At 72.0% G+C, this 26453-nt stretch carries 23 protein-coding genes, 2 tRNA genes and 1 riboswitch; of the genes, 13 read left to right on the forward strand and 12 right to left on the reverse strand.

Annotated features, from left to right (window positions below):
• Nucleotides 1-866: NPCBM/NEW2 domain-containing protein (locus ACWBNA_RS40740; RefSeq protein ID WP_482709627.1), on the forward strand; the 866-nt coding region annotated here is incomplete at its 5' end.
• 12 nt (nucleotides 867-878) lie between these two features.
• Here the strand turns inward: ACWBNA_RS40740 and ACWBNA_RS40745 are convergent.
• From ACWBNA_RS40745 to ACWBNA_RS40755, 3 genes are all read right to left on the reverse strand, one after another.
• Nucleotides 879-4295, reverse strand: coding sequence for an AfsR/SARP family transcriptional regulator (locus ACWBNA_RS40745; protein ID WP_482709629.1), 3417 nt, complete (start codon nucleotides 4293-4295; stop codon nucleotides 879-881).
• A 347-nt stretch (nucleotides 4296-4642) separates the two neighbouring features.
• Complete coding sequence (locus tag ACWBNA_RS40750) at nucleotides 4643-4927, reverse strand: hypothetical protein (RefSeq protein WP_482709631.1); 285 nt, start codon at nucleotides 4925-4927, stop codon at nucleotides 4643-4645.
• Between the two features lie 14 nt (nucleotides 4928-4941).
• Entirely contained in the window at nucleotides 4942-7047 is a 2106-nt protein-coding gene (locus ACWBNA_RS40755; RefSeq protein WP_482709632.1) for an asparagine synthase-related protein, read from the reverse strand.
• Between the two features lie 727 nt (nucleotides 7048-7774).
• Between ACWBNA_RS40755 and ACWBNA_RS40760 the strand changes: the two genes are divergently transcribed.
• The 4 genes from ACWBNA_RS40760 (at nucleotide 7775) to ACWBNA_RS40775 (ending at nucleotide 12927) form a co-directional block, all read left to right on the forward strand.
• Nucleotides 7775-9199: an NsdA family TPR-like regulatory protein gene (locus ACWBNA_RS40760; protein WP_482709633.1), complete on the forward strand. Its 1425-nt coding sequence runs from the start codon at nucleotides 7775-7777 to the stop codon at nucleotides 9197-9199.
• 52 nt (nucleotides 9200-9251) lie between these two features.
• Complete coding sequence (lhgO, locus tag ACWBNA_RS40765; protein WP_482709635.1) at nucleotides 9252-10502, forward strand: L-2-hydroxyglutarate oxidase; 1251 nt, start codon at nucleotides 9252-9254, stop codon at nucleotides 10500-10502.
• 174 nt (nucleotides 10503-10676) lie between these two features.
• Nucleotides 10677-11528, forward strand: coding sequence for a tRNA (guanosine(46)-N7)-methyltransferase TrmB (gene trmB, locus ACWBNA_RS40770; protein WP_482709637.1), 852 nt, complete (start codon nucleotides 10677-10679; stop codon nucleotides 11526-11528).
• A 52-nt stretch (nucleotides 11529-11580) separates the two neighbouring features.
• The gene (locus ACWBNA_RS40775; RefSeq protein ID WP_482709639.1) at nucleotides 11581-12927 is read left to right on the forward strand and encodes a PrsW family intramembrane metalloprotease; all 1347 of its coding nucleotides are present in this window, start codon (nucleotides 11581-11583) and stop codon (nucleotides 12925-12927) included.
• An 85-nt stretch (nucleotides 12928-13012) separates the two neighbouring features.
• On the opposite strand, the gene ACWBNA_RS40780 is transcribed toward ACWBNA_RS40775, so the two are convergent.
• The 4 genes from ACWBNA_RS40780 to ACWBNA_RS40795 all read right to left on the reverse strand — a co-directional run bounded on the left by ACWBNA_RS40780 (nucleotide 13013) and on the right by ACWBNA_RS40795 (nucleotide 17194).
• A complete protein-coding gene (locus tag ACWBNA_RS40780) occupies nucleotides 13013-13969 on the reverse strand; it encodes an aldo/keto reductase (RefSeq protein ID WP_482709640.1) in 957 nt (318 codons plus the stop codon).
• 134 nt (nucleotides 13970-14103) lie between these two features.
• Complete coding sequence (locus ACWBNA_RS40785; protein ID WP_482709641.1) at nucleotides 14104-15135, reverse strand: M23 family metallopeptidase; 1032 nt, start codon at nucleotides 15133-15135, stop codon at nucleotides 14104-14106.
• A gap of 11 nt (nucleotides 15136-15146) precedes the next feature.
• Nucleotides 15147-15304: riboswitch (cyclic di-AMP (ydaO/yuaA leader) on the reverse strand.
• A 295-nt stretch (nucleotides 15305-15599) separates the two neighbouring features.
• Nucleotides 15600-15673, reverse strand: a tRNA-Met gene (locus ACWBNA_RS40790).
• Nucleotides 15674-16066: 393 nt separating this feature from the next.
• A complete protein-coding gene (locus ACWBNA_RS40795) occupies nucleotides 16067-17194 on the reverse strand; it encodes a dihydrofolate reductase family protein (protein WP_482709643.1) in 1128 nt (375 codons plus the stop codon).
• A gap of 72 nt (nucleotides 17195-17266) precedes the next feature.
• Here ACWBNA_RS40795 and ACWBNA_RS40800 point away from each other — a divergent pair, with 72 nt between their 5' ends.
• Together ACWBNA_RS40800 and ACWBNA_RS40805 are read left to right on the forward strand one after the other, a co-directional pair.
• On the forward strand, nucleotides 17267-17782 hold the full coding sequence (locus tag ACWBNA_RS40800) for a MarR family winged helix-turn-helix transcriptional regulator (RefSeq protein ID WP_482709644.1): 516 nt from the start codon (nucleotides 17267-17269) through the stop codon (nucleotides 17780-17782).
• 130 nt (nucleotides 17783-17912) lie between these two features.
• Complete coding sequence (locus tag ACWBNA_RS40805; RefSeq protein WP_482709646.1) at nucleotides 17913-18617, forward strand: GTP cyclohydrolase II; 705 nt, start codon at nucleotides 17913-17915, stop codon at nucleotides 18615-18617.
• A gap of 36 nt (nucleotides 18618-18653) precedes the next feature.
• Here ACWBNA_RS40805 and ACWBNA_RS40810 read toward each other — a convergent pair whose 3' ends face one another.
• Entirely contained in the window at nucleotides 18654-19805 is a 1152-nt protein-coding gene (locus tag ACWBNA_RS40810; RefSeq protein WP_482709648.1) for a sensor histidine kinase, read from the reverse strand.
• Between the two features lie 131 nt (nucleotides 19806-19936).
• On the opposite strand from ACWBNA_RS40810, the gene ACWBNA_RS40815 reads away from it, so the two are divergent.
• The 5 genes from ACWBNA_RS40815 to ACWBNA_RS40835 all read left to right on the forward strand — a co-directional run bounded on the left by ACWBNA_RS40815 (nucleotide 19937) and on the right by ACWBNA_RS40835 (nucleotide 23113).
• Nucleotides 19937-20398 (forward strand): hypothetical protein, encoded by a 462-nt coding sequence (locus ACWBNA_RS40815; RefSeq protein WP_482709650.1) that lies wholly within the window; start codon nucleotides 19937-19939, stop codon nucleotides 20396-20398.
• Nucleotides 20399-20515: 117 nt separating this feature from the next.
• Nucleotides 20516-21010 (forward strand): MarR family winged helix-turn-helix transcriptional regulator, encoded by a 495-nt coding sequence (locus tag ACWBNA_RS40820; RefSeq protein WP_482709651.1) that lies wholly within the window; start codon nucleotides 20516-20518, stop codon nucleotides 21008-21010.
• Nucleotides 21011-21174: 164 nt separating this feature from the next.
• Nucleotides 21175-21798 (forward strand): DsbA family protein, encoded by a 624-nt coding sequence (locus ACWBNA_RS40825; protein ID WP_482709689.1) that lies wholly within the window; start codon nucleotides 21175-21177, stop codon nucleotides 21796-21798.
• Nucleotides 21799-21851: 53 nt separating this feature from the next.
• Nucleotides 21852-22658 (forward strand): MBL fold metallo-hydrolase, encoded by an 807-nt coding sequence (locus tag ACWBNA_RS40830; RefSeq protein ID WP_482709653.1) that lies wholly within the window; start codon nucleotides 21852-21854, stop codon nucleotides 22656-22658.
• A 5-nt stretch (nucleotides 22659-22663) separates the two neighbouring features.
• Nucleotides 22664-23113 (forward strand): nuclear transport factor 2 family protein, encoded by a 450-nt coding sequence (locus tag ACWBNA_RS40835; RefSeq protein WP_482709655.1) that lies wholly within the window; start codon nucleotides 22664-22666, stop codon nucleotides 23111-23113.
• Nucleotides 23114-23185: 72 nt separating this feature from the next.
• Here the strand turns inward: ACWBNA_RS40835 and ACWBNA_RS40840 are convergent, their stop codons facing one another.
• Both ACWBNA_RS40840 and ACWBNA_RS40845 read right to left on the reverse strand, forming a co-directional pair.
• Nucleotides 23186-23338 carry a hypothetical protein gene (locus ACWBNA_RS40840; protein WP_482709657.1) on the reverse strand — a complete coding sequence of 51 codons (153 nt, stop codon included), beginning with the start codon at nucleotides 23336-23338 and terminating at the stop codon, nucleotides 23186-23188.
• Nucleotides 23338-23685, reverse strand: a complete 348-nt coding sequence (locus ACWBNA_RS40845; protein ID WP_482709659.1) for a hypothetical protein — start codon at nucleotides 23683-23685, stop codon at nucleotides 23338-23340. The genes ACWBNA_RS40840 and ACWBNA_RS40845 overlap by 1 nt, the downstream gene beginning before the upstream one ends.
• 158 nt (nucleotides 23686-23843) lie before the next feature.
• On the opposite strand from ACWBNA_RS40845, the gene ACWBNA_RS40850 reads away from it, so the two are divergent.
• Nucleotides 23844-24140, forward strand: a complete 297-nt coding sequence (locus ACWBNA_RS40850; protein ID WP_482709660.1) for a GntR family transcriptional regulator — start codon at nucleotides 23844-23846, stop codon at nucleotides 24138-24140.
• Nucleotides 24141-24285: 145 nt separating this feature from the next.
• On the opposite strand, the gene ACWBNA_RS40855 is transcribed toward ACWBNA_RS40850, so the two are convergent.
• Both ACWBNA_RS40855 and ACWBNA_RS40860 read right to left on the reverse strand, forming a co-directional pair.
• Nucleotides 24286-24358: transfer RNA gene (locus ACWBNA_RS40855), tRNA-Lys, on the reverse strand.
• A 109-nt stretch (nucleotides 24359-24467) separates the two neighbouring features.
• A complete protein-coding gene (locus tag ACWBNA_RS40860) occupies nucleotides 24468-26030 on the reverse strand; it encodes an amino acid permease (RefSeq protein WP_482709690.1) in 1563 nt (520 codons plus the stop codon).
• Nucleotides 26031-26453 lie beyond the last annotated feature (423 nt).

Consider the following 26453-nt stretch of genomic DNA (forward strand, 5'->3'; position numbering starts at 1 on the left):
GCGCCGGTGGCGGCGCGGCCGTCTCCGAGGGGCTGGGCGCGCCCGCGAAGGCCGCCCTCGTGACCGGTGTGGCGACCGTGGCGGCCGCCGCGGTGGCGCTGGCGCTGATCGGCGACGACAGTCCGGCCAGGAAGCCGGACGCCAAGCCGCCCGCGTCCACGCCGGTGATCGAGCCCGCGAGGAACACGCCCGCGCCACCGAAGAAGGAACCTGGGCAGGTGCCCCCGGTGCTCGCGGCGGCGCCCCATGCAACACCCGCCCGGACACCGGTGCCGGCACCCACCTCCACGCCCGACCCCGCGCAGACGTCCACCCCGGCCCCGGCATCGACGCGTGAGCCGGCGGCCACTGCGCCGCCGAGGCCGACGCCCACGCCCACCCCGACGCCGACGCACACCCCGACGCCCACGCCCACTCCGCAGCCGCCCGCCCCGGCCGTCTACCAGTGGAGCGAGCTGTCGTACGACATCACCGGCGACGGCACCGAGCCCGAGATGCGGATCGGCGAGAGCAGTTGGGTGTGGCAGCGCTACGGCGCCTCGATCGCCGACAAGTGGTACACGCACGACGTCACCGTGCACGGCCGCTCGTCCGTCACCGTCGATCTCCACCGCGAGTGCTCCGCCTACGACGCGCTGGTCGGCGTCGACGACATGACGGCCGGGCTGGGCAAGGTCTCCTTCTCTGTCCACGCCGACGGTGTCCAGCTGTGGAGGTCCGGGATGGTCAAGGGCGAGGACACGGCGGTGCCGGTCCATGTGAACCTCGCCGGGCGCAGGACCGTACGGCTGGTGGTCGAACCGCACAGCCACCTCGACGACCTGGCGCTCGCGGACTGGGCGGAGTCGAAGTTCACCTGCTCCTAGGGGCTCGGGGCCTCACCGGGGCCCGTCGGCGAGGTGTCTGTGCAGCGCCTCGTGGAGGTCGCGCAGTACGCCGTCCACGGTGAGGGACGCGCCCCTGGCGTGCTCCGTCTCGTACCGCTCGACGCCCAGGGCGGCGCGGGCGGCGCACTCGGCCCGCTCGGCGGCGGCACGCTCCGGCATGGGGCGCGGATGGCCGCCGCGCCAGTGCTCTCCGGCCGCGAACAGACGCACCGCGCGCGGGTGGTCGCCTAGCCGGGACAGCAGGTCCGCGGCGCTGTCCATGACGGCCGCCGCGACGGCGTCGGCGCACCGCTTCTCCACCGCCTCACGCAGCGTGTCGCGCAGCTTCGGCAGCCCGTGCTGCGGGCCCGCCTCGGCGGCCGTCACCAACGCGTCGACCAGGTCCAGCATCGCCGTGAACTGCGGCGGCGGAGTGGCCCGCGCGGAGGCCTTGCGCGCCGCCTCGTGCATCTGGCGCGCGCGGGCGATGTCCTGGTCGTCCAGCGCGACGAGTGAACGCAGCAGCAGGACGAACGCCCGGGAGTCCGCCACGCCGTACCGGTCGGCGGCGGCGCTCGCCTCGTCCAGCGCGGCGAGCGCGGCCGTACGTTCACCCGCGCGGTAGGCGATCTCGGCGAGCCGCGCGAGGAGGAACGGCGTCTCGGTGTGGGCACCCACCTCGTAGGCGAGCCGCAGCGCCTCCTCGTACTCCCCCTTGGCCTGAGCCAGGCGGCCTCGCGACATGGCCGCCTCCCCCGCCGCGCTGCACACCTGGGCCCACAGCCAGCGGTCGCCGACATGTCGGCTGAGCACCCGCAGTTCCGTGAGGTCGTCGTCCACGCCCTGCATGCCGCCCGGCGCGTCGACGACCATGTGGGTGCGGAACATGAGGATGACGCCGGTCTCCCAGTCGCCGCCGTAGGTACGGCAGTTGGCGACAGCGGCGTCCAGGAGGGGCCCCGCGTCCACCGGATCGCCCAGCAGGACGCCGGTCAGGGGCCAGGTGAGTCCCGGCATCCGGGCCGCCTCCCGGCCGCCCTTCTCGAAGAAGGCACCCACCCGTCGGACGTACCGCCGCATCCGCTCGTCCGCCGGACCGTACATCGCCTCGGTGTCGGCGCCGAGGAAGAGCAGCAGCATCCGCAGCCGCATCCGCTGGGTGTGCAGCGGGTGGTGCGCCTCGCCGTCCGGGGCGGCGAGAAAGGCGTCGACGGGGTCGGGAGGGGGCGGGGCGGCCGGGAAGGCGGCCCGGCCGTCGCCGTCGGCGGTGTCCAGGGCCACGCCCAGACGCAGGACCTGCTCGCACCCTTCCATGCCCTCGTGACGGTAGTTGCGCAGCCACCAGAACCAGCCCATGTCGAGGACGAGGGCGCCCGCCTCCTCCTCGGCGCCGGCCGTCAGCGCGCGGTGCAGGGCCGCGCGGATGTTGTCCAACTCGGTCTCCAGGCGGGAGATCCAGGGCAGTTGCGCGGCGGAGCGCAGCAGCGGCTCGGCCTCCTCGACGAGCGCGCGTACCCACCTACGGTGCCGGCGCTCGGCGGCGGCGCGCAGCCCGGGGGACTCGGCGGCGCGCTCCACGGCGTACTCGTGGATGGTCTCCAGCATGCGGTACCGCATGCCCTCACCGCCGGGGCGCTCGCGCGGGGTTGCCACGATCAGGGACTTGTCGACGAGCGCCCCGAGCAGGTCCGCGACCGGGCCGGTACAGACGGCCTCCGCCGCGTCGAGCTCCCAGCCGCCCGCGAACACGGACATCTGGCACAGCGCCGTCCGCTCCTGCTCGTCGAGCAGGTCCCAGGACCAGTCGACGACCGCGCGCAGGGTCTGCTGGCGGGGCAGCACCGTGCGGCTTCCGGAGGTGAGGAGGCGGAAGCGGTCGTCGAGGCGGTCGGCGATCTGACGGGGGGTGAGCAGCCGGAGCCGGGCCGCGGCCAGTTCGATGGCCAGCGGCAGTCCGTCGAGACGGCGGCAGATCTCCGCGACGGCCTCCTCGTCGCCGGTCACGATGTCCGCGTCGGGACGGACGGCGGCCGCGCGCTCGGCGAAGAGGCGGTGCGCCTGGTCGGGATGGAGGGGCTCGACCGGGCGGACCGACTCGCCGGGGACGCCCAGGGGTTCGCGGCTGGTGGCGAGGACGGTGAGGCCGGGGCAGCGGGTGAGGAGGGTCTCGGCGAGGTCGGCGGCCGCGCCGATGACATGTTCGCAGTTGTCAAGGATCAGGAGCTGGCTGCGCGGGGCGCAGTACTCGATCAGCAGGGCGACCGGGTCCTCCTGCGGGGCCGACAGCTCGTTGGTCATGAGCACGGTCTCGCGCAGACCGAGCGCGCTGACCACCGCGCCCGGCACCGCCTCCGGCCGGTCGAGCGGGGCGAGCTCGACCAGCCACGCCTGCGGGAGCCCGGCGGCTGCTTCCTCGGCGAGACGGGTCTTTCCGGAGCCGCCCGGTCCGGTGAGGGTGACGAGACGGGCCCTGTGCAATTCGGAACGGATGGCGTCGAGTTCGGGTTCCCGGCCGACGAAGGATGTCAGACGGGGGCGGAGGTTGCCGGTGCGCTCGGGTGGTTGGGGGTGTGGGGCGGCGGCGCGGGGTGCGATGGCCTGGGGTTCGGCGGCCGGAGGTGTGATGGTTCGGGGTTCGGCGGCCCGGGGTGCGATGGCTTGTGGTTCGGCGGCCGGAGATGTGATGGCCCGCGGTTCGGCGGCCCGGGGTGGCGCGAGGAGTTCGGCGTGCAGGGCGCGGAGTTCGGGGCCGGGGTCGGTGCCGAGGCCGTCGGCGAGGGCATGGCGTGCCGTGTCGTAGGCGGCGAGGGCGTCGGCGCCGCGGCCGGTGTCTCGAAGGGCGCGGATGAGGAGGACGTGCAGCGGTTCGTCGTACGGATGCGCCGTGGTCAGTTCCTTCAGCTCCGGTACGACGTCCTGGGCGCGGCCGACCAGCAGACGGGCCGAGATCCGGGCGCGGGTCGCCTCCAGGCGCAGCGCCTCCGGGCCGGTGGCCGCGGTGCGGTCGGGGAGGTCGGCGAGGGCGGGGCCGCGCCACAGGGCGAGGGCGGCGTCCAGATGCCGGGCGGCGGTGAGGCCGTCGCCGTGGTCGAGGGCGGCGGTGCCCTGTCGTACCAGCCGCTCGAAGACGAAGAGGTCCACGTCCTGCTCGGTCGCCGCGAGTCGGTAGCCGCCGGGCTCGGAGGTGACGGCGTCCCTGCCGATGCCGGGGGTACGGCGGAGGCGGCCGACGAGGGCCTGGAGGGCGGCCGGGGCGTCCTGGGGCGGGGCGCCGGACCAGACCTCGTCGATCAGGGTGCCGGGGGTGGCGACGCGGCCGGGGCGGAGGGCGAGGGCGGCGAGGAGGGCGCGGAGGCGGGGGCCGCCCAGGGGTACGACGGTGCCGTTCTCGTCCTCGGCCTGGGTGACGCCCAGGATTCTGTACCGCACCGGGTCATTGTCGCCGGGGTCGCTGTGCGGGGTTGGCGGACGCCGCGATTGATGTCGCCGGGTTCGCCGACGGCACCCGGCGTGGGCGCTGACCTCGCTGGGGGCTCCGCCCCCGGACCCCCGGCCTATGCCCACCCACCACCGACTCGGTCGGGCAGAAGTGACCGCTTTGGGCATGCGACTCGGTGGGACACGAGGCGAGCCTCAAGCCCCCGACCCCGTGAGACACAAGACGAGCCACAAACCACCCGACTCCATGAGACACAAGCTGAGCCACAAACCACCCCACTCGGTGGGACCCCGCGCCCGGCGTTGCCGGTGTGCCGTCTGCGGCTTGCGTGGACGGACTACGCCCCTACAACGGTGACGCGCTCGCCGTCGACGGCGAGGAGGGTGGGGAAGCCGGTGAGCCGAGCGCGACGACGCGGCGGACGTCCGCCTTGGCCGCGGCCCGGCGCGGCGGAAGTAACGCCTTGACCGCAGCCCGCCCGCGCCCCGCGTGCCTCGAACGCGACGGCCACGGCGTCGGCGTCCAGACCGGACGCCTCGGCGAGTTGTCGGTAGGTGGCCGGGTCCGACAGGCTCCGCCCGTCGACGTAGAACGCGTGCTGCGGGGCCGTCGCCAGTCCCACCGCCTGGTCGGGGGCTACGCCAGCGCCGCCCCGCCCGAGGCCCCCGCTCCCAGCGCCCCCCTCTGGGGTCTGATCCCGGCCGGTACCGCACGCGTGCGTGCCGGGGTGCCTGTCCAGCAGGTGCCTCGGCGGGCGAGGAGGCGGCGGAGCCAGAGTTCCAGGGAGACCAGGTCGGCCAGGCCGTCCAGGGGCAGCGGCTCGCCCTCCGCCGCCGCGCGCAGCGCCTTGCGGACCACTCGGGCCTCGACCAGGCCCGCCTGGGCCAGCAGCGGGGTGCCGAACAGGGCCATCAGGGAGTCCGCGGAGACGCGTAGACCGGTGCGGGCGGCTGCCGCCGAGGAGGCGTGGGACGGGGCGCCCCAGCCGGGCGGGAGGTCGGCGACGCCGGCGCCCTCCAGGACCGTACGGAGGATCGCGGCCCGGGCGCCCGGCTGGACCCGCAGGGACTCGGGGAGGGCGCGGCAGGCGCGGACGACCTGGTTGTCGAGGAAGGGGGCGTGCAGGCGTTGGAAGCGGATCTCGGCGGCCTGTTCCAGGATGCGGAGGTCCGCCGCCGTGCGGGCGAGGGCGCCGCGCGCGCGGAAGTCGCCGGGGCGCTGGCCGGGGCCGACCCCGGAGCGGTGGGTCGCACCCTGGAGGCGAACCGATACTTCAGCGAGCGCCTCGCCGGTGAGCCAGCGTGCCGCCGGGCCCGGTCTGGCCCAGGCGAGCGCGGACAGGGACGCCCCCACGGCGCCTCCGGGTTCGTCGAAGCGGCGCTGCATGAGGCGGTCGGCGAGGACCTCCAGGCCGGTGCGGTACGGGGTACGGGCGAGGCGGCGGGCGGCGCCGTACACGCGCGCGGGGACCAGTACCGAACCGTCCGCCTTGGCGAGCGCGGCGACGGGGCGTACGAGATGGCGGCGTTTGCGGTCCATCAGGAGGTCCGCGAGGCGGGCCGGGTGGGCGTCCAGGACCTGGCGGGCGCCGTAGCCGGTGAAGTGGTCCGCGCTGCCGGCGGCGAGGCGGGCGCGGTGGCGGGCCGCGGTCACCAGGGACGGGCCGGGTTCGTCGGTCAGGGGGCCGTCCAGTTCGGCGTACGGGAGGGTCTCCTCTCCGCCGGTCACCACCACGTGGTGCAGGCGCGGGTTGGCCGCGAGGGTGCCGGCCCGCTCCAGTTCGGACTCGCGGCCGCCGACGGCCAGGTCGTTGAAGGTGACGGCCAGCAGCCGCTCCCCCGCACCCGTGCCGTGCCCCAGCACGGTGCCCGGCATGCCCGGGAGGCCGGCGGCGAGCAGGGCGAGGGTCCCCGAGGCGGGTCCCCCGGACAGGTCGGCCCCGATGCCCGGAGCGGGCATCCCGCGCGCGGCACGCCGTTCCGCGGGGCCCATACCGGGGACCGGCCCGGGGTCGATGTCGGCGCCGGGGACGTGTCGGGGAGCCGACAGACGCACGCGGACCGCCTCGACCAGCGCGTCCCGTACCGCGTCCACCGCCCTGCCCGGGTCGGCGATGGGCGCCGCCACCGCGAGGGAGGCGACCTGCTCGTAGCCGGCGATCTCACGCGCTCCGGCGCGCAGGATCAGCGCGTGCCCCGGCGGAATGCGCCGTACGCCGTCGTAGGGGGTGGAGTCGTGCAGTGCGGCCGGCACGTCGGGGGCGGCGAGCAGTGCCGCGAGGTGGCCGTAGTCGAGGTTGGCCTCGATGAGGTCGGCGAGCGGGAGGGCGGCCGTCGCGTAGGCGGTGCCGCCTGCCCAGGGGGTGTGGAACACGGGCCGGGCGCCCGCCAGGTCGCCGCAGACGGTGATCCGGCGGCCCACCTGGACGACGGCCGTGTAACTGCCCGGCCAGGCCGTCAGATGCCGGAGCGCGCCTCCGCGCGCGGCGAACAGTCCGACCCGCAGCTGCTCGTCCGTCGCTCCGCAGATGCCGAGGACCGCGATCCGGGTCTGCGCGTCGGCCTTCACCATCCGCACCTCGTCCGGGCGCCAGTCGCCGACCGCCCACAGCGGATCGGGGTCGCCCCACAACAGGTGGGAGCCCACCGGGTGCAAGGTCTCACCGTCGTGTCCGACCGCTCCCGCGGAGCCTGCCTCGACGGCCCTCGCGGCGGTGCTGCTCCATCCCACCAACCACCGCATCGACGCCTCCACAGGCTGTGGACAACCAGTGCACCGGACGAACTCGGCACCATGCTGCCATGAAGGAGGCGCACCGGAGAGGCGGTGGGGCCGCTTGTGCTCCCCGCAATGCGCCCCGGCGGAGACTCGCGCATCGCGTCGAACACCCGGGCGAGGCAGGGAGATCGAGGGGTGGCGGCACAGTGATCGAAGATGTGCGGCAGACTGACTGCGACGCGAATGCGCCCCCGAAACGCTCCCCCAGGACGCCCCGCACGCCCTCAAGTTCCATGGTGAGAGCGCTGATGACCCGCACAGGGGAGGGTCGATTTTCGGCCAATTCGGCAGCAACGGAACGGCGTTGCCCACGCTCCGTACACGCTGCGCCCGCCGTCCGGCGAACGCACAGCCCGGGAGACGGAGTTCGCCCCCCGGGCCGTTCCGCCGCCCGCGGGGATGTAGGCGGCGGTGTCCCCCAGCCCACTGGATCCAGTACAGCGGGCCGACCCACGCACCGCCCATGGAACCGCTCCCGCAATGGCCGGAGAAGAGCGCACGTACAGGCGCACGGCCACACAGCGGGAGCACACTGCAACCGTCCGTCGCGGACCCGCACTTCAGTACGGACCACAATCCCGCCAACCGGAACAATGCCCCTTAACGCTTGGGATGCGGCGAACTACGCTGGGTTTACGAATGCCGCGTGGTTATGCCAGCGCGGCAGCCGTCTGTGTCGAGGGGTGGCGCAATGTCCAGGGAGCAACGCGGGCCGAACGAAAAACTCGGCGCCGTTCTCGCCCTCGCGGGAATCAGCAACGCAGGACTCGCGCGTCGCGTCAACGACCTTGGCGCTCAACGCGGGTTGACTCTTCGCTACGACAAGACCTCGGTGGCGCGCTGGGTGTCGAAGGGCATGGTGCCGCAGGGCGCTGCGCCGCACCTCATCGCCGCCGCCATAGGGCAGAAGCTCGGCCGCCCGGTGCCGCTCCACGAGATCGGCCTGGCGGACGCGGATCCCGCACCCGAAGTGGGCCTCGCCTTCCCCAGGGACGTCGGACAGGCGGTGCGCTCGGCGACGGAACTGTACCGACTCGACCTCGCGGGACGCCGGGCCGGCTCCGGCGGCATCTGGCAGTCGCTGGCCGGATCGTTCGCAGTAAGCGCGTACGCAACGCCTGCCTCACGATGGCTGATAACCCCGGCCGACAGCTCGGTGGCGCGCGACGCGAACCCTGCGGAGGGCTCCGGCGCACCGCTCAAAGTCGGCCACAGCGACGTGCTGAAACTGCGGGAGGCCGCGGAGGACGCCAGGCGCTGGGACTCCAAGTACGGAGGCGGCGACTGGCGTTCGTCGATGGTGCCCGAATGCCTGCGCGTGGAGGCGGCACCACTGCTGCTCGGCTCGTACTCCGACGAGGTCGGCCGGGCCCTCTTCGGCGCCTCCGCCGAGCTCACCCGCCTGGCCGGCTGGATGGCCTTCGACACGGGCCAGCAGGAGGCCGCGCAGCGGTACTACATCCAGGCGCTGCGCCTGGCCCGCGCCGCGGCCGACGTCCCCCTCGGGGGCTACGTGCTGGCCTCCATGTCGTTGCAGGCGACCTACCGCGGCTTCGGCGACGAGGGCGTCGACCTCGCCCAGGCCGCCCTGGAACGCAACCGGGGCCTGGCGACGGCCCGCACCATGAGCTTCTTCCGGCTCGTCGAGGCACGCGCCCACGCGCGCGCGGGTGACGCCCAGGCGGCCGGTGCCGCGCTGCGCGCCGCCGAGGGCTGGCTGGAGCGGGCCCGGGACGGCGACAGTGATCCGTCCTGGCTGGGCTTCTACTCGTACGACCGTTTCGCCGCGGACGCCGCCGAGTGCTACCGCGACCTGAAGGCACCGCGCCAGGTCCGCCGCTTCACCGAGCAGGCACTGTCGCAGCCGACGGAGGAGTTCGTACGCTCGCACGGCCTGCGTCTGGTGGTCTCGGCGGTCGCCGAGCTCGAGTCCGGCAATCTCGACGCCGCATGCGAGCAGGGCGTGCGGGCGGTGGAGGTCGCGGGGCGCATCTCCTCCGCGCGCACCACCGAGTACGTGAAAGACCTGCTGCACCGGTTGGAGCCTTACGGCGACGAACCGCGCGTGGTCGAGCTGCGGGAGCGGGCACGACCGCTCCTCATGACGCCGGCCTGAACCCTGACTGCTCCGTCCGCCTCCCGGGTTTGAGCGCATTGTCAGTGGCGCAGTGCACTATCGAAGCCGGGAGGTGGTGCAGGTGGCGCGCCAGGCGCGGGAGCTCGCGTACGACTGTGACGTGCTGGTGATCGGCGGTGGGATCGTCGGCCTGTCGACGGCGTATGCGATCACGCATGCCGCCCCGGGCACGCGGGTGACGGTGCTGGAGAAGGAGGCCGGGCCCGCCCGCCACCAGACGGGGCGCAACAGCGGGGTGATCCACAGCGGGATCTACTACCGGCCCGGCACGCTCAAGGCACGGTACGCCGTGCGGGGCGCCGCCGAGATGATCAAGTTCTGCGCGGAGTACGACATCCCGCACGCCGTCACCGGCAAGCTGATCGTCGCGACCGACCGGGCCGAGCTGCCGAGGCTGCACGCGCTCGTACAGCGCGGCCGGGAGAACGGGATCTCGGTGCGGGAGCTGGGCGCCGCCCAGATCGCCGAGTACGAACCGGAGGTGCGCGGCCTCGCCGCCATACACGTCGGGACGACGGGTGTGTGCGACTTCGCCGGGGTCGCGCGGCAGCTGGGCGAGGCGTCCGGGGCGGAGATCCGGTACGGGGCGCGGGTCGTACGGGTGGATCGGCGGCCGGAGCTCGGGGTGGCCGTTCGGACGGCTGCCGGGGACATCGTGCGGGGGCGGGTGCTGGTGAACTGCGCCGGGCTGTACTGCGACGACATCGCGCGGATGACCGGGGACGAGCCGGGATTGCGGATCGTGCCGTTCCGCGGGGAGTACTACTCGCTGGCGCGGCCCTCGCTGGTGCGGGGACTGGTGTATCCGGTGCCGGATCCGGCGTTTCCCTTCCTCGGGGTGCATCTCACGCGCGGGATCGACGGGGGCGTGCACATCGGGCCCAACGCGGTGCCGGCGCTGGCCCGGGAGGGGTACGGGTGGGGTGTCGTGCGGCCGCGGGAGGTGGCCGGGACGCTCGGGTGGCCCGGTGTGTGGCGGATGGCTCGGCGGCACTGGCGGTACGGGGCGGGGGAGCTCAGGCGGTCGGTGTCGAAGCGGGCGTTCGTCGAGGCGGTGCGGCGGCTGGTGCCGGGGGTCGAGGAGGAGGACCTGGTGCCTGCGGCCGCGGGGGTGCGGGCGCAGGCGGTGCTTCGGGACGGGGCTCTGGTGGACGACTTCCTGATCCGGGAGGGGGCGCGGGCCGTACATGTGCTGAACGCGCCCTCGCCTGCGGCGACGGCTTCCCTGCCGGTGGGGCGGGAGGTGGCTCGGCGGGCGTTGGCGGCGCTGGCGTCTGCGTGACGGGGGGCGGCCGGAGCGGTGGTGGGCGCCGGGCTGTTTTCGCCCCCGCCGCCCCTTCCCGTTCCCGTCCTTCTGGGGCTCCGCCCCAGACCCCGCTCCTCAAACGCCGGAGGGGCTGAATGATGCGGACCGGGACGTCGGGCAGGCTCGGCGGGTCGTAAAATTGGTCGCACTGTGTCTGAGTCCCTCGATGTTTCCGAAGCCCGTCAGGGCGACGCCCACACGCCCGGCGTGTCCGTCCGGCATGTTCGCGCCAAGGGGGAGCCTCGGTTTCCCGACGGGCCGAGTGCTGATCCGGCGGGGTCGCATTTCGAGCGGCGGATCAGGAGTTTTCAGCCTCGGCGGAGTCGGGTGACGGCGGGGCAGGCGGACGCGCTGCAGCGGCTGTGGCCCTCGCAGGGCCTCGACATCGACGGGCAGCGCGTCATCGATCTCACCGAACTGTTCGGGAACGGCAATCCCGTCGTCCTGGAGATCGGGTTCGGGATGGGGGAGGCCACGGCCCAGATGGCCGGCGCCGACCCGGACACCAACATCCTCGCCGTCGACGTACACACCCCGGGCCAGGGAAACCTGCTCAATCTCGCCGATCAGAACGGTCTGTCCAACATCCGCGTCGGCAACGGCGACGCGATCATCCTGCTGCGCGAGATGCTCACCCCCGACTCCCTCGCCGGTCTGCGCGTGTACTTCCCCGACCCCTGGCCCAAGAAGCGGCACCACAAGCGGCGGCTGATCCAGCCCGAGTTCCTCGACCTCGCCGCGACCCGCCTCGGACCGGGGGCGCTCGTGCACTGCGCGACGGACTGGGAGCCGTACGCGGAGCAGATGCTCGACGTGCTCACGGCGCACCCCGCTTTCGAGAACACGCAGCCAGAGGGCGGTTTTGCGCCGCGTCCCGAGTTCCGGCCGCTGACTCGTTTCGAGGGCCAGGGACTGGAGAAGGGTCATGTCGTGAACGACCTGCTCTTCCGCCGCGTAGAGCACGTCATAGCGCACAAGGACCAACCCCCCACCGGCGCCTGAACCCCCCTCGCCCTCCTGCGGGCGGCGCCTCTGCCTCGTTAGGGTCAATGCCGTGGCCACCGTTCCTCCGTACCCGACGCAAACCAGTGATCCGACCGGCGGAGCACTGCGGCACGCGCACTGGTGGCAGAAGACCTGGGTGCGTTACGGCGCGCTGAGCACCCTGCTCGCGCTCTCCGGGCTCGTCATCCTCGCCCTGGTCCGCGAACAGACCGGCACGGAAGGGTTCCTGGTCGGCCTCGGTCTCGCCGTCCTGCCCGTCCCGCTGCTCATAGCCGCCTTCCGGTGGCTCGACCGGGTCGAGCCGGGCCCCTGGCGCAATCTGCTGTTCGCCTTCGCCTGGGGGGCCTGTGCGGCGGCCCTGATAGCGATCATCGCCAACAGTTTCGCGACCAGATGGATAGCGACGGCCACAGCGGACCCTTCCAGCGCGGACACCCTCGGCGCGACCGTCATAGCGCCCGTGGTGGAGGAATCGGCCAAGGCCGCAGCCGTCTTACTGGTCTTCCTCTTCCGGCGACGCGACTTCACCGGGATCGTCGACGGCGTGGTGATCGCCGGGGTCACCGCCACCGGGTTCGCGTTCACCGAGAACATCCTCTACCTCGGTACCGCCTTCGGCACCGACCAGCTCACCGGCGACACCGGCATCGCCTCCGTCACCGCGGCGACCTTCTTCGTACGCGTCGTCATGTCCCCGTTCGCCCATCCCCTCTTCACCGTCCTCACCGGCATCGGCTTCGGCATCTCCGCACTCTCGGCGCGGCGCCACCACCTGCGGCGCGTCCTGCTGCCGCTGTCCGGGCTGCTGCTCGCGATGGGCATGCACGCGATCTGGAACGGCTCGTCGACGTTCGGCGAGTACGGCTTCTTCGCGGTCTACGCGGCATTCATGGTGCCCGCCTTCGGGCTGCTGACGTGGCTCGTCATCTGGACCCGGCAGCGTGAGCTGAAGACCGTTCGGGAAGAGCTGCCCGCGTACACCGTGGCGGGCTGGCTGACGCCGGCCGAGCCGTACGCCCTCGGCTCGATGCGGGCACGGCGGCTGGCCCGCGAGTACGCCCGCCGGCACTTCGGGCGGCCCGCCGCACGGGCGGTGGCCGAGTACGAGGCCTACGCGACCTCGCTGGCGTTCCTACGGCATCGGGGGCGCCGCGGGCGGGCGGAGGCCGACTTCGCCGCACGGGAACGGGAGTTGCTGGCCGAGCTGTGGTGGCGTCGGGACGTGGCCCGTCCCGCGCTGGACCACGCGGCACGGGCGACGGCACCGCCGGTGGCGGTGACCGCGCCGCCGTGGCCGGTGTACGGGGTGTACGGCTACCCGGCGGCGCCCGCGTATCCGGCGGTCCCGAATCCCGCCTACACGGCCTACACCGCCTACAACCCGTACCGGACGTAGGCCCCAAAGGGCCGGCAATGCCCGGCACCACCGGACGCCACTGGACACCACCGGGCCTTGCGAAGCCCCCGCCTCCATGGCCGCCTCAGGCCGACGCCTCCGTCAGCCGCGCGACCTCCTGCTCCGTCAGGTCGAGTTCCGCGACGCCCACCAGGGCCGGCAACTGCTCGACCGTACGCGCGGACGCGATCGGTGCCGCCACCGTCGGCTGGGCGGCCAGCCAGGCGAGGGCGACCGTGGCGACCGGGACGTCGTGGGACCGGGCGATCTCGTCGAGGGCGGTGAGGACCTTCTGACCGCGCTCGGTGTCGAGGTGCTGGGCGGCGCCCCCTGCTCGCGGGCTGTCGACCGTCGTGCCGGGCCGGTACTTGCCGGTGAGGAAGCCGGAGGCGAGGGCGGAGTACGGAACGGTCGCGAGGCCGAAGCGCTCGGCCAGCTCTTGGACTTCGCCCTCGTACGTGTCGCGCGAGACCAGGTTGTACTGGGGCTGGAGGGCCACATAACGCGCCAGGCCTTCCCTCTCGGAGAATTCGAGGGACGCCTCAAGCCGCTCCGGGGAGATGTTGGAGGCGGCGATGTGCCGCACCTTGCCCGCCTTCACCAGCTCGTCGAGCGCGCCGATGATCTCCTCCACCGGCACCTCGGGCTTGTCGAAGTGGGTGTAGTAGAGGTCGATGTGGTCGGTGTCGAGGCGGCGCAGGGACGCGTCGGCGGCGGCCTTGATGTTGGCGGCGGTCAGGCCCGGGTACTCGTGGTGCTGGCTGACCTTGGTCGCGATCACCACGTCCGCGCGGTTGCCCCGCGCCTTGACCCACTTGCCGATGATGGTCTCGGACTCGCCGCCCTGGTTGCCCTCGACCCACTGCGAGTAGGAGTCGGCGGTGTCGAGGAAGTTGCCGCCCGCGGCGGTGTACGCGTCGAGGACGGCGAAGGAGGCGGCCTCGTCGGCGGTCCAGCCGAAGACGTTACCGCCGAGGGAGAGCGGGAAGACCTCCAGGTCGGAGGAGCCGAGCTTGCGAAGCGAAGGAGAAGAAGAGGTCATGCCCTGTGTCAACGGCCGTGCCGGAGCCCGCCATTCCAGGAGCACCGGCAAAAACTCCGCAAATGCCTGACCGGCAGCCCTGACGTCGGGAAGGACCGCCGTCAGGACCACCGGTGTTCAGCACAGGACAGGCGTCAGGGGTTGAGGCCCTTGCTCCGCAGCCAGGCCATCGGGTCGATGCCGCTGCCGGCACCGCCGGAGTGGACCTCGAGGTGCAGATGCGCCCCGGTCACGTTCCCCGTGGCGCCCACGCGCCCGATGACGTCACCGGTGTTGACCTTCTGGCCCACGCTCACGCTGATCGAGGACTGGTGGGCGTACCACACCTCGGTGCCGTCATCGAGGGTGAGCACGGTCTTGTAACCGTACGACCCGTCCCAGCCGGCCTGCGTGATCGTGCCGGTGTGGACGGCCTTGATGAGGGTGCCCGTGGGCGCGGCGAAGTCGAGACCGGTGTGGTAGCCGGAGGACCAGAGCGAACCGGCCTGACCGAAGGTGGAGGTGATGGTGTACGAGGAGGTCGGCAGCGCGAACTGCTTGGCCAGCTCGGCCAGTCGCGCGGCCTCGGCCTTCTTCTCGGCCTCCTCCTCCGCCTTCTGCTTGGCGGCGGCGGCCTTGGCCTCGGCCGCCTTCTCCGCCTTGGCGGCCGCCTCGGCGGCCTGCTTCTCGGCGGCGGCCGCGGCGTCGGCGGCGGCCTTGCTCTCGACCTGGTCCTGCTGCTGCTCGGCCTGGGCCAGGATCCGGGTGCGCAGCGACTCGCCGGCGTCGGAGGTGCCCTGCTCGGTGTCGGCCGAGGCCACGCCGACGCTGCTGAGCGCCGTGGCAGAGCCCTCGGCGGCGTCCGAGTCGTCGGAGATCAGGGAGCCCACGTTGGGCAGGTCGGGCATGGAGATCGACACCGGCGGCTTGCCGGTCTGTGCGCTGGCCATGCCGCCCGCGCCGACCGCGGCTATGACGCCGACGCCGAGGACGGTGGAGCTGCGGGCGAGTCCGCCACGCTGCTTGGCGACACGATGCCGGCCACGTACGGATCGGATGGACTCCTCGGTGGGGTTCCACTCCGTCCAGGGGCCCTCGTCGGTGCGGTACTCGCCGTAGCCGAAGGTCTCGCTGTCGCGCTGGCTCGGCACGAACGGGGCTTCTGGGGCAGGCCGGTTGGACGCCACGTGGGCGTGCTCCTTTCCTTCCTTCTCGCCTACCGGGTTAGCTGACGGGTTCGGAGCAGGAAGGTCTCCTACGCGCGTATACCGCCCGTGAGTTCACGGTGGCATCCGCGCGATTCACCCCAAGTTGGTGGTTCCCCGGTTCCCTTGCGGGATTCGGCGCGTGCGCACGGAGCCGACTCTTGTGACGGCTGGGACGACCGCGCTGCGTTATCGAACGTTAATAGACGCGGGGCCTCGATTCCAAGCTGTTCCACTTGATCATTAACCTTTCTGCCGGGGACTTACGGCCCACCACCGGCGAAAATCGGGCGAGTTGACCAAACCTCAGCAGCAACCAAAGTACTGACGGTATGTCAGTTGTTATGCGGAGGGCGGTCACCCGATCACCCCACGTAACAAGAAACCCCGCACGCAAAACACCGAGGGCCGGAACCCATTTCTGGATTCCGGCCCTCGGCCTTCAGTAGCGGGGACAGGATTTGAACCTGCGACCTCTGGGTTATGAGCCCAGCGAGCTACCGAGCTGCTCCACCCCGCGTCGTTGTGTCTCCACTGTACGCCATCCGCGGACCAAAAGTCGCATCGGTTCCCGCCGCCCGGCCTGCCCACCTGCGAGAGCGCCTCCCGCATCCGCGTACGGCGGCAAGGGGACGTGTCGGGGGGTGTCCGCCCGCAGCGGTTGGCGCGTCAACGCCGGCACCTCTCCAAGGAACCGATTCCGCGCCGTTCCGAGGACGGACACCCCCCGACACGGCCCCGACCCACAACGCACCCGAAGGCGCAACGCGCACCCCACACCACCGGCACAGGCCGCCACAGACATACGGCCACGCGCACCCCACACCACCCGCACAAGCCGCCACAGACATACGGCCACGCGCACCCCACACCACCCGCACAAGCCGCCACAGACATACGACGGCCCAAGCCCTCACCCCAACAGATGCAGATTCGGCGCTTTGGCCCGCTCCTCGTACCCAGGGAGCACAACGACCTCCACGCCCTCGGCAGCCAGCACCCCACTCCCGTCGGCCCCCGCGACAAACGTGTCCGGCTCCCGCCAGGCCGTCACCACCCGCCGCACCCCCGCCTCAAGGATCAGCCGCGCACACGGCGCCGGCCGCGAAGCCCGCCGCGCACACGGCTCCAGGCTGCTGTATACGGTCGCGGAGGCCAGCCGGGGATCCCCCGGCGCGATCTTCGCCAGCGCCGCCTCCTCCGCATGGACGACCAGGTCGCCCCCCTCCCGGGAGTGGCCGCGCGCCAGCTCCGTGCCGTCGGCCGCCACCACCACCGCCCCCACGCTGAACGCCGTACGCGAGGGCGGACACGCGGCCGCCAGTTCGCAGGCGAGCGCCAGCCAGCGGTGGTCGGCGGCGGAGGGCCGCCGCCCGCCCGGTGCCGTCGGCTCGTAGCGCGTCAAAACGACGTCGCCCACCGCCCGGGTCTCCACCAGCCGGAGACGTCCGCCCTGGTAGGGGCCGGGTCCGAACAGACGAGGCGCGTCCGGGTCACCCACGAACAGCGGGGCCAGCACCAGCTGGAGCTCGTCGGCGAGCCCCTGCCGCAGCAGCTGCGTGTGGATCTGCCCGCCACCCTCGACCATGAGACGCCGCACGCCACGGACGTCGTACAGGTGCTCCAGCAGCAGCGGCCAGTCGAGTTCGGCACCGAGCGGCACGACATCCGCCGCCAGCCCCACGGCACGGGCCCGCACCGCGCCCTTGTCCGTCGTGTAGACGATCTTCTCGCCTCCGGTGTGCCAGAAGTTCGCGGCCGGATCCAGGTCCCCCGACCCGCTGACCGTGACCTTCAGCGGATACTCCGGCTTCCCCGCGGCCACCCGCGCCGCCCGCCGCTGCGCCGAGTTGACCAGCAGCCGCGGATTGTCGGCACGGATCGTCCCCGCTCCGACCAGGATCGCGTCGACGGACGCCCGCACCTCGTCGACCCGGTCGAAGTCGGCCGGGCCGGAGAGCAGCAGGCGGTCGGGGCCGGTGTCGTCCAGGTAGCCGTCGAGGGAGACGGCGGCGGAGAGGAGGACGTACGGGTGGGGCATCGGCGCGGTCCCTCTCGAAGGCGGCGGCACGGCACTCTTGGTTCAAGTTTGAAGCAAACCTACACTGGGTGCATGACGACTCGCTGGCTCACGCCGAAGGAGCAGCGCGCCTGGCGCGCGTACATCGCCGCGACGCAACTCCTGGAGGACGCGATCGACCGGCAGCTCCAGCAGGAGGCCGGCATGCCGCACCTGTACTACTCCATCCTGGCCGGTCTTTCCGAGGTGCCCGACCGCCGGCTGCGCATGACCGATCTCGCCGAGAAGCTGAAGATCACCCGCAGTCGGCTGACGTACGCGGTGACGCGCCTGGAGAAGGACGGGCTGCTGCGGCGCGAGGACTGCCGCTGGGACAAGCGCGGAAGCGTCGCTGTCCTGACGGACGAGGGCATGACGGTGCTGGAGCAGACCGCGCCGGGCCACGTCGAGACGGTCCGGGCCTCCCTCTTCGACCGCCTCACCGACGAGCAGGTGGACCAGCTGGAGGAGATCTGCACGGGGATCGCGCAGGGCCTCCAGGACGAGGGCGCCCGGTCCGCACCGGACGACGTCCCGTGGCGCCGGCGCTCCTCGCCCTCCTGTTCGTGAGCCGCACCACAAACCCACCACAAACCAATTGCTTCAAATTTAAAGCATGGGGTAAGGTCCGTGATCGTAGATGTGCTTCAAATCTGAAGCACAGACTGCGCCTCTGATCCCCGGACCCGGGAGAACCCGCATGTACGACTTCCCCGCCGCCACCCTCCGCTCCCGCGTCCGCGTACCGCTGCGCTTCCACGACGGCTACGGCGTCGACGCCGAACTGGCCACCTTCCACGGCCTGGTCGACGGCCAGGAACACGTGGCGATCATCCTCGGCGACCCGGCCACGACGACACCCCCCGGCACCTCCACCCCCCTCACCCCCTCCGCCCCCTCCACTACCGCCTCCACCCCCGCCACCCCCCTCGTCCGCCTGCACTCCGAGTGCCTCACCGGCGACGTCTTCGGCTCGGCCCGCTGCGACTGCGGCCCGCAACTGCGCGAGGCGGTCGAGCGCATCGCCGACCGCGGCGGCGTGCTGCTCTACCTCCGCCAGGAGGGCCGCGGCATCGGCCTCTACAACAAGCTCGACGCGTACGCCCTCCAGGACCAGGGCCTCGACACGTACGCCGCCAACACCGCGCTGGGCCTGCCCGAGGACGCCCGCGACTACACGGCGGCCGCCCAGATGCTCCAGGCCCTCGGGATCAGCGGCCTCGACCTGCTCTCCAACAACCCCGACAAGGCAGGGCAGTTGCGCGACCTCGGCATCGACGTCCGCGACCGTGTCCCCACCGGCGTCTTCCAGACCGCGCACAACGTCAGGTACCTGCGCGCGAAGGTCCTCCAGACCCAGCACACGCTGCCGCTGGGCGAGCTGACGGGACTTCACGCGGGCTGACGGTGCGGCGGACCAGGCCCACACCGCCCTCGGTGATCACCACACGCAGGGCAGCTCCACCTCGATCACGGTCGGCCCCCCGGCCGGGCTGGTGACGTCGAAGGTCCCGTCGAGCGCCGCGACCCGCCGGCGCATGCCGAGCAGCCCCGAACCGGCGGACTCGTCGGCGCCGCCCCGGCCCTCGTCGCGTACGCGCACGGTCAGGCTGCGCCGGGTACGGGCGAGGCGGACCTCGGCGCGGGGTGAGCCGCTGTACTTGGCGACGTTGGTCAGCGCCTCGGCGACGACGAAGTAGGCGGCGGCCTCCACGGCCGCGGGCGCGCGCACCCCCTCCTCCAGTCCGCCGTCGTCCATGGACACGGCCAGACCGCTGCTCGCGGCCAGCGCCCGCACCGCGCCGACCAGGCCGCGGTCGGTGAGGATCGGCGGGTGGATGCCGCGTACGACGTGCCGCAGCTCGGTGAGTGCCTGTTCGGCCTGGTCCTGGGCGTCGTCCAGGAGTTTGCGGGCGGCCGCGGGATCACGGTCGTAGGCCCGCTTGGCGAGCCCGATCCGCATCGACAGGGCGACCAGCCGCGCCTGCGCGCCGTCGTGCAGGTCCCGCTCGATGCGGCGCAGTTCGGCACCGTGCGCGGCGATCGCGTCGGCCCGGGTCTCCTTCAGCTCCTCCACCCGCGCGGCGAGCTGCGCCTTCGGGGACGGCATGAGCAGTACGGTCGACAGGCCGGCCTCGGTGTCCGCGAGCCGGACGATCAACGGCAGCACGACCGCGGGTCGCCGCAGCAGCCCGCACCACACGCCGTCGACGACGAGTCCGACGGGCCACAACGGCAGCGCGAGGAAGACGAGAGCGCCGTAGAAGTAGTAGGCGATCATCCAGCGCAGGTCGGTGTGCGTGCCGGGGTCCCGTACGGCGATCCGCAGCCGCTCCCGCAGCGTCCCGGTCATGTTCTGGTACGCCTCGGGGATCCGCCGTCCCGTCCAGGCGGCGGTGAGTCCGCGCTTGGCGCCGGCGATCCGCCGGATCAGCAGCACGGTCTCGGGCAGCATCCAGGCGCCGACCACCGCGAGCGTGCCGATGGCGGTGATCAGCAGCACGGTGATGAATATCCACACCCCGAACGCCATCGCCGCGGCCACGACGAGATGCAGGGTGGCCCAGGCGGCCCGCCGGACCGTTTTCCACATGCCGTCACGCTAGATGATCCGGCCGGGGCCGGTCGGGCGGGCGGGCACCCGAGCCGGGGTGGAGCGGGCTACACCACCGGCGCGCGGAGGGCATGATGACCCCCGAGACACCACGGCCCTGGGGGGGGACCATGTACACCCGCACCACCACCGCCGCCACGCTCCGCACCGTCGGCGCCGCCACGCTGCTCGCGCTCACCGCGTGCACGTCCTCCGGCGACGACGACAAGGCGACGAACCCGGCACCGAACACGGCGACCGCGGCGGCCACGCCGAAGCAGACGAGCACCGCGACGACTCCGAGCACCGATCCGAGCTCGGCCGCGCCCGCCGCCGGCATCCCGCCCGAGCCGGTCGGGGCGACCCGTGTCCGGTTGCTCAGGGCGCTCGCCGCGGCCAACCCCCAGATCGTGAAGTACGAGGACAAGGCCGTGGACGCCGCCCGCAACCAGTGCGGCGCGATCAACGGAGACGCCCGGCGACTGGACTGGTCCGCCTCGCAGCGCTTCACGTACGAGGACGTGACGACCACCGAGGCCCAGGGCAGGCAGATCAACGACGCCCTCAAGGGCATCGGCTTCTGTGAAGTGTGACCGTGCCACCGCGGAGGTCTGACCGTGCCACCGCGAAAGTCTGACGGTGGCCGCGTCCGCGGCCACGGCATGATCGGTGCATGGCCGGCCGGGAACGACGTGAGGGGCGCTGGGACCGTGAGTGAGTACGCGGGGATTTCGACGGCGAAGGAGGCCTCGCAGCACGAGCTGGTCCTGGCTTTCGGGCGGTTGCAGGGGGCGGCCAACCGGCTGGAGTACATCCTGGGGCGTGCCCTGGAGGTGGAGTGCGGGATCAGCCATCTGACGTACGAGGTGCTGCTGATCCTGGGGCGGGCGGCGGAGCCGGGCCTGTCGATGCGGGCCATCGCCCAGGAGCAGGTGCTGACCACGGGCGGGGCCACCCGGCTGGTGGACCGTATGGAGGCGGCCGGGCTGGTCGAACGGGTCGAGGACCCCGGCGACCGGCGCGGGCGGCTGGTGCGGCTGACCGGGCTGGGGGAGGAGACCGTGGTGGGCGCCTCCCGGGTGCACGTGGAGAACATCAAGCGGTACTTCCTGGAGCCGCTGCCCGAGGCGGACCGGGAGCGGTTCGCGGAGGATCTGCGCATCCTGAGCCACTCGGCGCGGGACATGCTGCCCCGTCTGCCCTGAGCTGCGACCGGGCGGCCTGCCTGATCCAATGACACCGGAGGCATAGCTGTGGCGCCCATCACACACCTGGCCCACACCCAAGGAAATATCTGACACAGCAGATACTGTTTTGTCAGATGAATCGCTCGCACTGGGCGGGCGCCCCACCCCTGCCGAGGTCCCCGATGCAGCTCGTCTACGTATTCGACGCCTATTGCGGCTGGTCGCACGGCTTCTCGGGCACCCTGCGCGAGGCCGTGCCCCGTCACCCGGAGCTGCCGGTCGAGGTGGTCTCGGGTGGCCTGTTCACCGGGGAACGCCGGGTCCCGATGAGCGCCTTCGGTTACGTCAAGGGCGCGAACGACCAGATCGCCGAGCTGACCGGTGCCGAGTTCGGTGCGGGCTACCAGCGCCTGCTGACCGAAGGGTCCTTCGTGATGGACTCCGAGGCCGCCGCACGCGGCGTGGCCGCCCTGCGCGAAGCCGCCCCCGACCAGGCGGTGGAACTGGCAACGGCCCTGCAGCACGCGTTCTACGTCGACGGGCGGAGCCTGTCGGACCCGGCCACCTACCGACAGCTCGCCGAGGCGTCCGGGCTCGACGCCGACGCCGTGGCCGTCGCGTTCGAGGCACCCGGGGCGCGGGCCGCGGCCAAGGCGGACTTCCGCCGCGCCGCCGCGCTCGGCGTCACCGGCTTCCCCACCCTCCTCGCCGTCGACGGCGAACGCGTCACCGTCCTGGCCCGCGGCCACGCCACCGCGGACCAGATCGACCAGCGCCTGGCGGCCCTGCGCCCAGACGCCCCCTGACCCGTCTCCCCCGCCCCCCTCCTCCCCTCCCCCTCGCACCAAAGGAGCGCCCCATGAGCACGCTGGAATTCACCGTCCTCGACCTCGACTTCCCCGCCGGCACCAAGAACAAGACGGCCACCCTGGTCACCGGCGAGCGCGAGGCGCTGCTGATCGACGCCGGCTTCACCCGGGCCGACGGCCACCGCCTGGCCGCCGCCGTCCTGGACTCCGGCAAGCAGCTGACCACCGTCTTCCTCAGCCACGGCGACCCGGACTACTACTTCGGCGCCGAAGTCCTCGCCGACGCCTTCCCCGACGCCACCTTCGTCGCCACCCCGCAGGTCATCGAGCACATCCAGCACTCCTACGAGGGCAAGCTCAAGGCCTGGGAGGCCCTCGGGCCGAACCTGCCCACGCGGCTGGTCGACATCACCCCGCTGACCGGCGACCTCACCCTGGAGGGCCACCGCTTCGAGCTGAAGGGCGGCCCGGCCGCCCTGCCCGACCGCCACTACCTGTGGCAGGCCGAGCAGCGCGCGATCCTCGGTGGCGTACTGCTGTTCCAGAAGGAGCACGTCTGGGTGGCCGACACCGCCGCCCCCGAGGACCGTGCCGCCTGGATCCAGCTCCTGGACGAGATGTCCGCCCTCGACCCGCAGTTGGTCGTCCCCGGCCATCGTCTGCCCGGCACCCCCGCCGACGCCTCCGCCATCGCCGCCACCCGCGACTACCTCCTCGCCTTCGACGAGGAGCTCGCGACCGCCGCCGACGGCGCCGCACTGACCGAGGCCCTCGTCAAGCGCTACCCCGACAACGGCATGCTGATCGCCGCCCAGATCGGCGCCAAGGTCGCCAAGGGCGAAATGAAGTGGGGCTGACAGCCATGACACACGCGAACACCCACGCCGCCTCCCCCACCACCGACTTCGCGACCTCCGCGGCCCCGGCCGACGTGGTCCGCCGCCAGTACCTCGCCTCGGCCGCCGGCGACCTCGAAGCCCTCCGCGCCACCCTCGCCCCCGACGTGGAGTGGACCGAGATGGCGGGCTTCCCCCTGGCCGGCACCTACCGCACCCCCGGCGGCGTGACCTCCAACGTCATGGAACGGCTCGCCAAGGACTGGGACGACTGGGCGGCCCACGACGACACCTACGTCGTCGACGGCGAGAACGTCGTCGTCCTGGCCCGCTACACCGCCACCAACAAGTCAACCGGCAAGGACATCAACGTCCGCGTCGCCCACCACTTCGTCGTACGCGGCGGCCGCATCGTCCGCTTCGAACAGTTCGTGGACACGGCACTGGTACGCGAGGCGATGACCGACGTCGGCTGATCGCCCCCTCGAAACACCGCGGCGCCCGAGCCGGCCCAAGCCGACTCGGGCACCGCGCTGCGGGGTGCCGACTCACTGGCCGCCCGCAGCATCACCCATCGGCAGCACCGTGGTCGCGCCGCCGCCGCTGTCCGTCACCAGATAGCAGGGCTTGCCGTCGGGGGACGGCCAGGGCAGCAGGCGAGGGGACGGCGAGGTCGTCGGGTGGTCGCTGGGGTGTTCCATCAGGCGGCCACCTCCTGCGCGCCGATCAGGTGCCGGTCGAGGTCGATCCCGAAGTCGGCGGCGAGGACGAGGGCGAGGCGGCGGTGTTGCTGGAGGACGGCTTCCCGTTCGTGAGCGGTGAGATAGGGGCGTACGAGGGCCGAGCCGGTCCCGTCGAGGGGCGTGGGAAGGCCGTACGGGGAGCGGTGGTGGGGCAACTGCGGGGACTGGGGGGCGGAGGGGCGGCGTACGACGGTGAGGTGGAGGCGGGGGTAGGAGTAGCGGTGCGGGCGGCGGCGCCGTTTCCCGGTTCCCGGGGCGAAGAGGAGACGCAGCCATTCAAGGGTGCGGCGGATAAGGTCGTACATGTCGGCGCTCCTGGTAAGCGTTGGCCATGCCCCGGGAGGTCTTGCCACCTCGCCGGGGTCTTTCCTTCTTCGAAGCTACATCGAGATATAGCCCTCTATATACAAGTACAGAGGGATCCACACGATCGTGCAGGTCACTGCCGCTCTACGTTGGACGTATGAGCGATACGCAAGAGCCGAAGACCGCGCTGGACCCCATGAGCGCGAGACCGCTCTATGTTCAGCTGGCCGATGTCATCGCCGGAAAAATCAAGTCCGGGGAGCTGGCGCCGGACAGGCCCATCCCCTCGGAGAACCACCTCGCCGACGAATACGGCGTGGCCCGACTCACCGCGCGACGTGCCGCGCAGGAGCTTCGAGAGCGGGGGCTGATCGTCACCGTGCGAGGCAAAGGATCTTTCGTCGTCGAGCAACCGCCCACCGACACACCCGGCGACAGCGAGCCGAACACCTGAAATCCGACGAGCCGCCCCAGCGATCCACCGGGGAACGGTCGTTGACCCGCTCCCCCCGATCACGCCGGTGGCGGACCCCCACCGCACCCCCGGCAAGACACACAGAACCCCAGCTCGTTGCCGCCCTGAGCTGGGGTCCTTCGTGTAGGCCCTGTGGGACTCGAACCCACAACCAATGGATTAAAAGTCCACTGCTCTGCCAATTGAGCTAAGGGCCCAGGCGATGTTGCCACCCCGAGCATAGCCGGAGGTGGCCGTGTCGCCGATCGGGTATCGGGGACACGGCCGTGCCGGATCACAAGGACGGGCCGGGGTGGGTCCGGAGTGTTAGGGATCTACCGGTTCGGGGGCGTTCGCGCGAGCCGCCTCGCGGGTGCGGGTGCGCTCGTGGTCGGGGTTGAGGAACCAGTGCCGGGCCGAGGCCAGCCACCAGGTCGAGGCGAAGCCGAGGACGGCGAGGACGGCGATGGGGGCGTAGTTGAAGGTCTCCCAGGTGACGGGGGAGACCTGGGGCAGCATGAACAGGACCGTGATGACGCCGACCCACACCACCGACACCACGCCCACGATCCGCGACCAGCGGCCCAGATGCCACGGCCCGCGTTGGAAGGACTCCCCCTTGCGCAGCCGCAGCAGGGTCGGGATGACGTACGCGATGTACAGGCCGATGACGGCGATCGACGTCACGGCCGCGTACGCGGTCACATTGATCAGGTACGGAAGGCCCAGGACCAGCGCGCTCCCCGCCGCCAGCCACACCGCCGCCACGGGTGTGCGCGTGCGCGGGCTGACCGTGTGCCACACGTGCGAGAACGGTAGGGCACCGTCACGCGAAAAGGCGTAGATCATGCGGCTGTTGGCCGTCACCGACGCCATCCCGCAGAACAGCTGCGCCCCGATCACGACCAGCAGAAGCAGCTTTCCGGCCGTGGCGCCGAGCGCGTCCAGCAGGATCTGGGCCGGGGGCGCTCCCGTCGTCGACCCGAGGGCGCCGTCGTACGACTGGATCGCGAAGGTGAAGCCGAGCAGCAGCACGAAGCCCGCTATCCACGACGTCCAGATCGAGCGGACGATCCCCTTGGGGCCGGCCGTCGACGCGTCGTGGGTCTCCTCCGTCATGTGGGCCGAGGCGTCGTAGCCGGTGAAGGTGTACTGGGCCATGAGCAGGCCGAGGAGGACGACGTACACCCCGCTGCCCCAGCCGGTGTTGTTCACGAACTCGCCGAAGACGAAGGACGCGGACTGGTGGTGGTCGGGGACGAAGGTCAGCGCGCCGACGATCACCGCCACGCCCAGCACGTGCCACCAGACGCTCACGCTGTTCAGCAGACCGACGATCCCGACGCCGAAGGTGTTGAGCAGGCCGTGCAGCACCAGGATGCCCGCGAAGAGCAGGACCGTGCGGCCCTCTGTCACCTCGAAGTCGAACTGGAGGTTGAGGTAGGCGCCCAGGAAGGACGCCGCCCCGAAGTCGATGCCCGCGGTCACCGCCACCTGGCCCAGCACGTTGAACCAGCCCGTGAACCAGGCCCAGGCGGCCGCGGTGCGGGACGGGGCGAGGCGGTGCGCCCAGAAGTAGAGGCCGGCCGACGTCGGGTACGCCGAGCAGATCTCGGCCATCGAGAGTCCGACGAACAACGTCATCAGACCGACCGCCACCCAGCCCCACATGATCACCGACGGGCCGCCCGTGTTCATGCCGAACAGATACAGCGTCAGGCAGCCCGAGAGGACCGAGATGATGGTGAAGGAGACCGCGTAGTTGGAGAACGCCGACATGCGACGGGCGAGAACCTGCGTGTAGCCGAGCTGGGCCAGCCGTTCCTCGTCCGATAGATCCGAGGGATCCGCGACGTCGGGTTGCCCGCTCGCTATGGCGTCATCTGTCATGCCCCCAGCAATTCCCCTACCGAGGGCGTGACACACGTCACAAGTTGGCCAGAAAATGCCCTTGTAGCCCTGCCGGCCGCTCGCGATCTTCACCCGCGCCCCGAACGACCCCTTGCCGTCACCCGGGTTGCGGTACAGGTTCCCCGCCGAGTCCCGCACCACCAGGTCGCTCCTGCCGTCCCCGGTGATGTCCCCGACGCCGACGATCGCGTTGCAGGTGCCGCCCCCGTCGCAGGAGACCTGCTGTGGGGCGGCGAGGCTCAGCAAAGTGAGAGTGATCCGGACACGCCGGGTCAAGGGTCCCTCCCCAGGGAAAAGTGAGAGGCATGACGGCCGGCCGCGTCGAAGATCCCGCCACGGCTCGTCATGGCCTTTACTACGCGCCGCTGCAACAGCCCCGGGGAATGCCGGAAGGGGGCCGAA

This window comes from Streptomyces sp. Q2, from assembly GCF_056820935.1.

Coding starts and splice junctions, on each gene's coding strand:
- ACWBNA_RS40755 (WP_482709632.1), bottom strand. CDS start 7,047: ATGCGGTGGTTGGTGGGATGGAGCAGCACCGCCGCGAGGGCCGTCGAG.
- ACWBNA_RS40760 (WP_482709633.1), top strand. CDS start 7,775: ATGTCCAGGGAGCAACGCGGGCCGAACGAAAAACTCGGCGCCGTTCTC.
- ACWBNA_RS40780 (WP_482709640.1), bottom strand. CDS start 13,969: ATGACCTCTTCTTCTCCTTCGCTTCGCAAGCTCGGCTCCTCCGACCTG.
- ACWBNA_RS40795 (WP_482709643.1), bottom strand. CDS start 17,194: ATGCCCCACCCGTACGTCCTCCTCTCCGCCGCCGTCTCCCTCGACGGC.
- ACWBNA_RS40800 (WP_482709644.1), top strand. CDS start 17,267: ATGACGACTCGCTGGCTCACGCCGAAGGAGCAGCGCGCCTGGCGCGCG.
- ACWBNA_RS40805 (WP_482709646.1), top strand. CDS start 17,913: ATGTACGACTTCCCCGCCGCCACCCTCCGCTCCCGCGTCCGCGTACCG.
- ACWBNA_RS40810 (WP_482709648.1), bottom strand. CDS start 19,805: ATGTGGAAAACGGTCCGGCGGGCCGCCTGGGCCACCCTGCATCTCGTC.
- ACWBNA_RS40815 (WP_482709650.1), top strand. CDS start 19,937: ATGTACACCCGCACCACCACCGCCGCCACGCTCCGCACCGTCGGCGCC.
- ACWBNA_RS40825 (WP_482709689.1), top strand. CDS start 21,175: ATGCAGCTCGTCTACGTATTCGACGCCTATTGCGGCTGGTCGCACGGC.
- ACWBNA_RS40830 (WP_482709653.1), top strand. CDS start 21,852: ATGAGCACGCTGGAATTCACCGTCCTCGACCTCGACTTCCCCGCCGGC.
- ACWBNA_RS40835 (WP_482709655.1), top strand. CDS start 22,664: ATGACACACGCGAACACCCACGCCGCCTCCCCCACCACCGACTTCGCG.
- ACWBNA_RS40840 (WP_482709657.1), bottom strand. CDS start 23,338: ATGGAACACCCCAGCGACCACCCGACGACCTCGCCGTCCCCTCGCCTG.
- ACWBNA_RS40845 (WP_482709659.1), bottom strand. CDS start 23,685: ATGTACGACCTTATCCGCCGCACCCTTGAATGGCTGCGTCTCCTCTTC.
- ACWBNA_RS40850 (WP_482709660.1), top strand. CDS start 23,844: ATGAGCGATACGCAAGAGCCGAAGACCGCGCTGGACCCCATGAGCGCG.
- ACWBNA_RS40860 (WP_482709690.1), bottom strand. CDS start 26,030: ATGACAGATGACGCCATAGCGAGCGGGCAACCCGACGTCGCGGATCCC.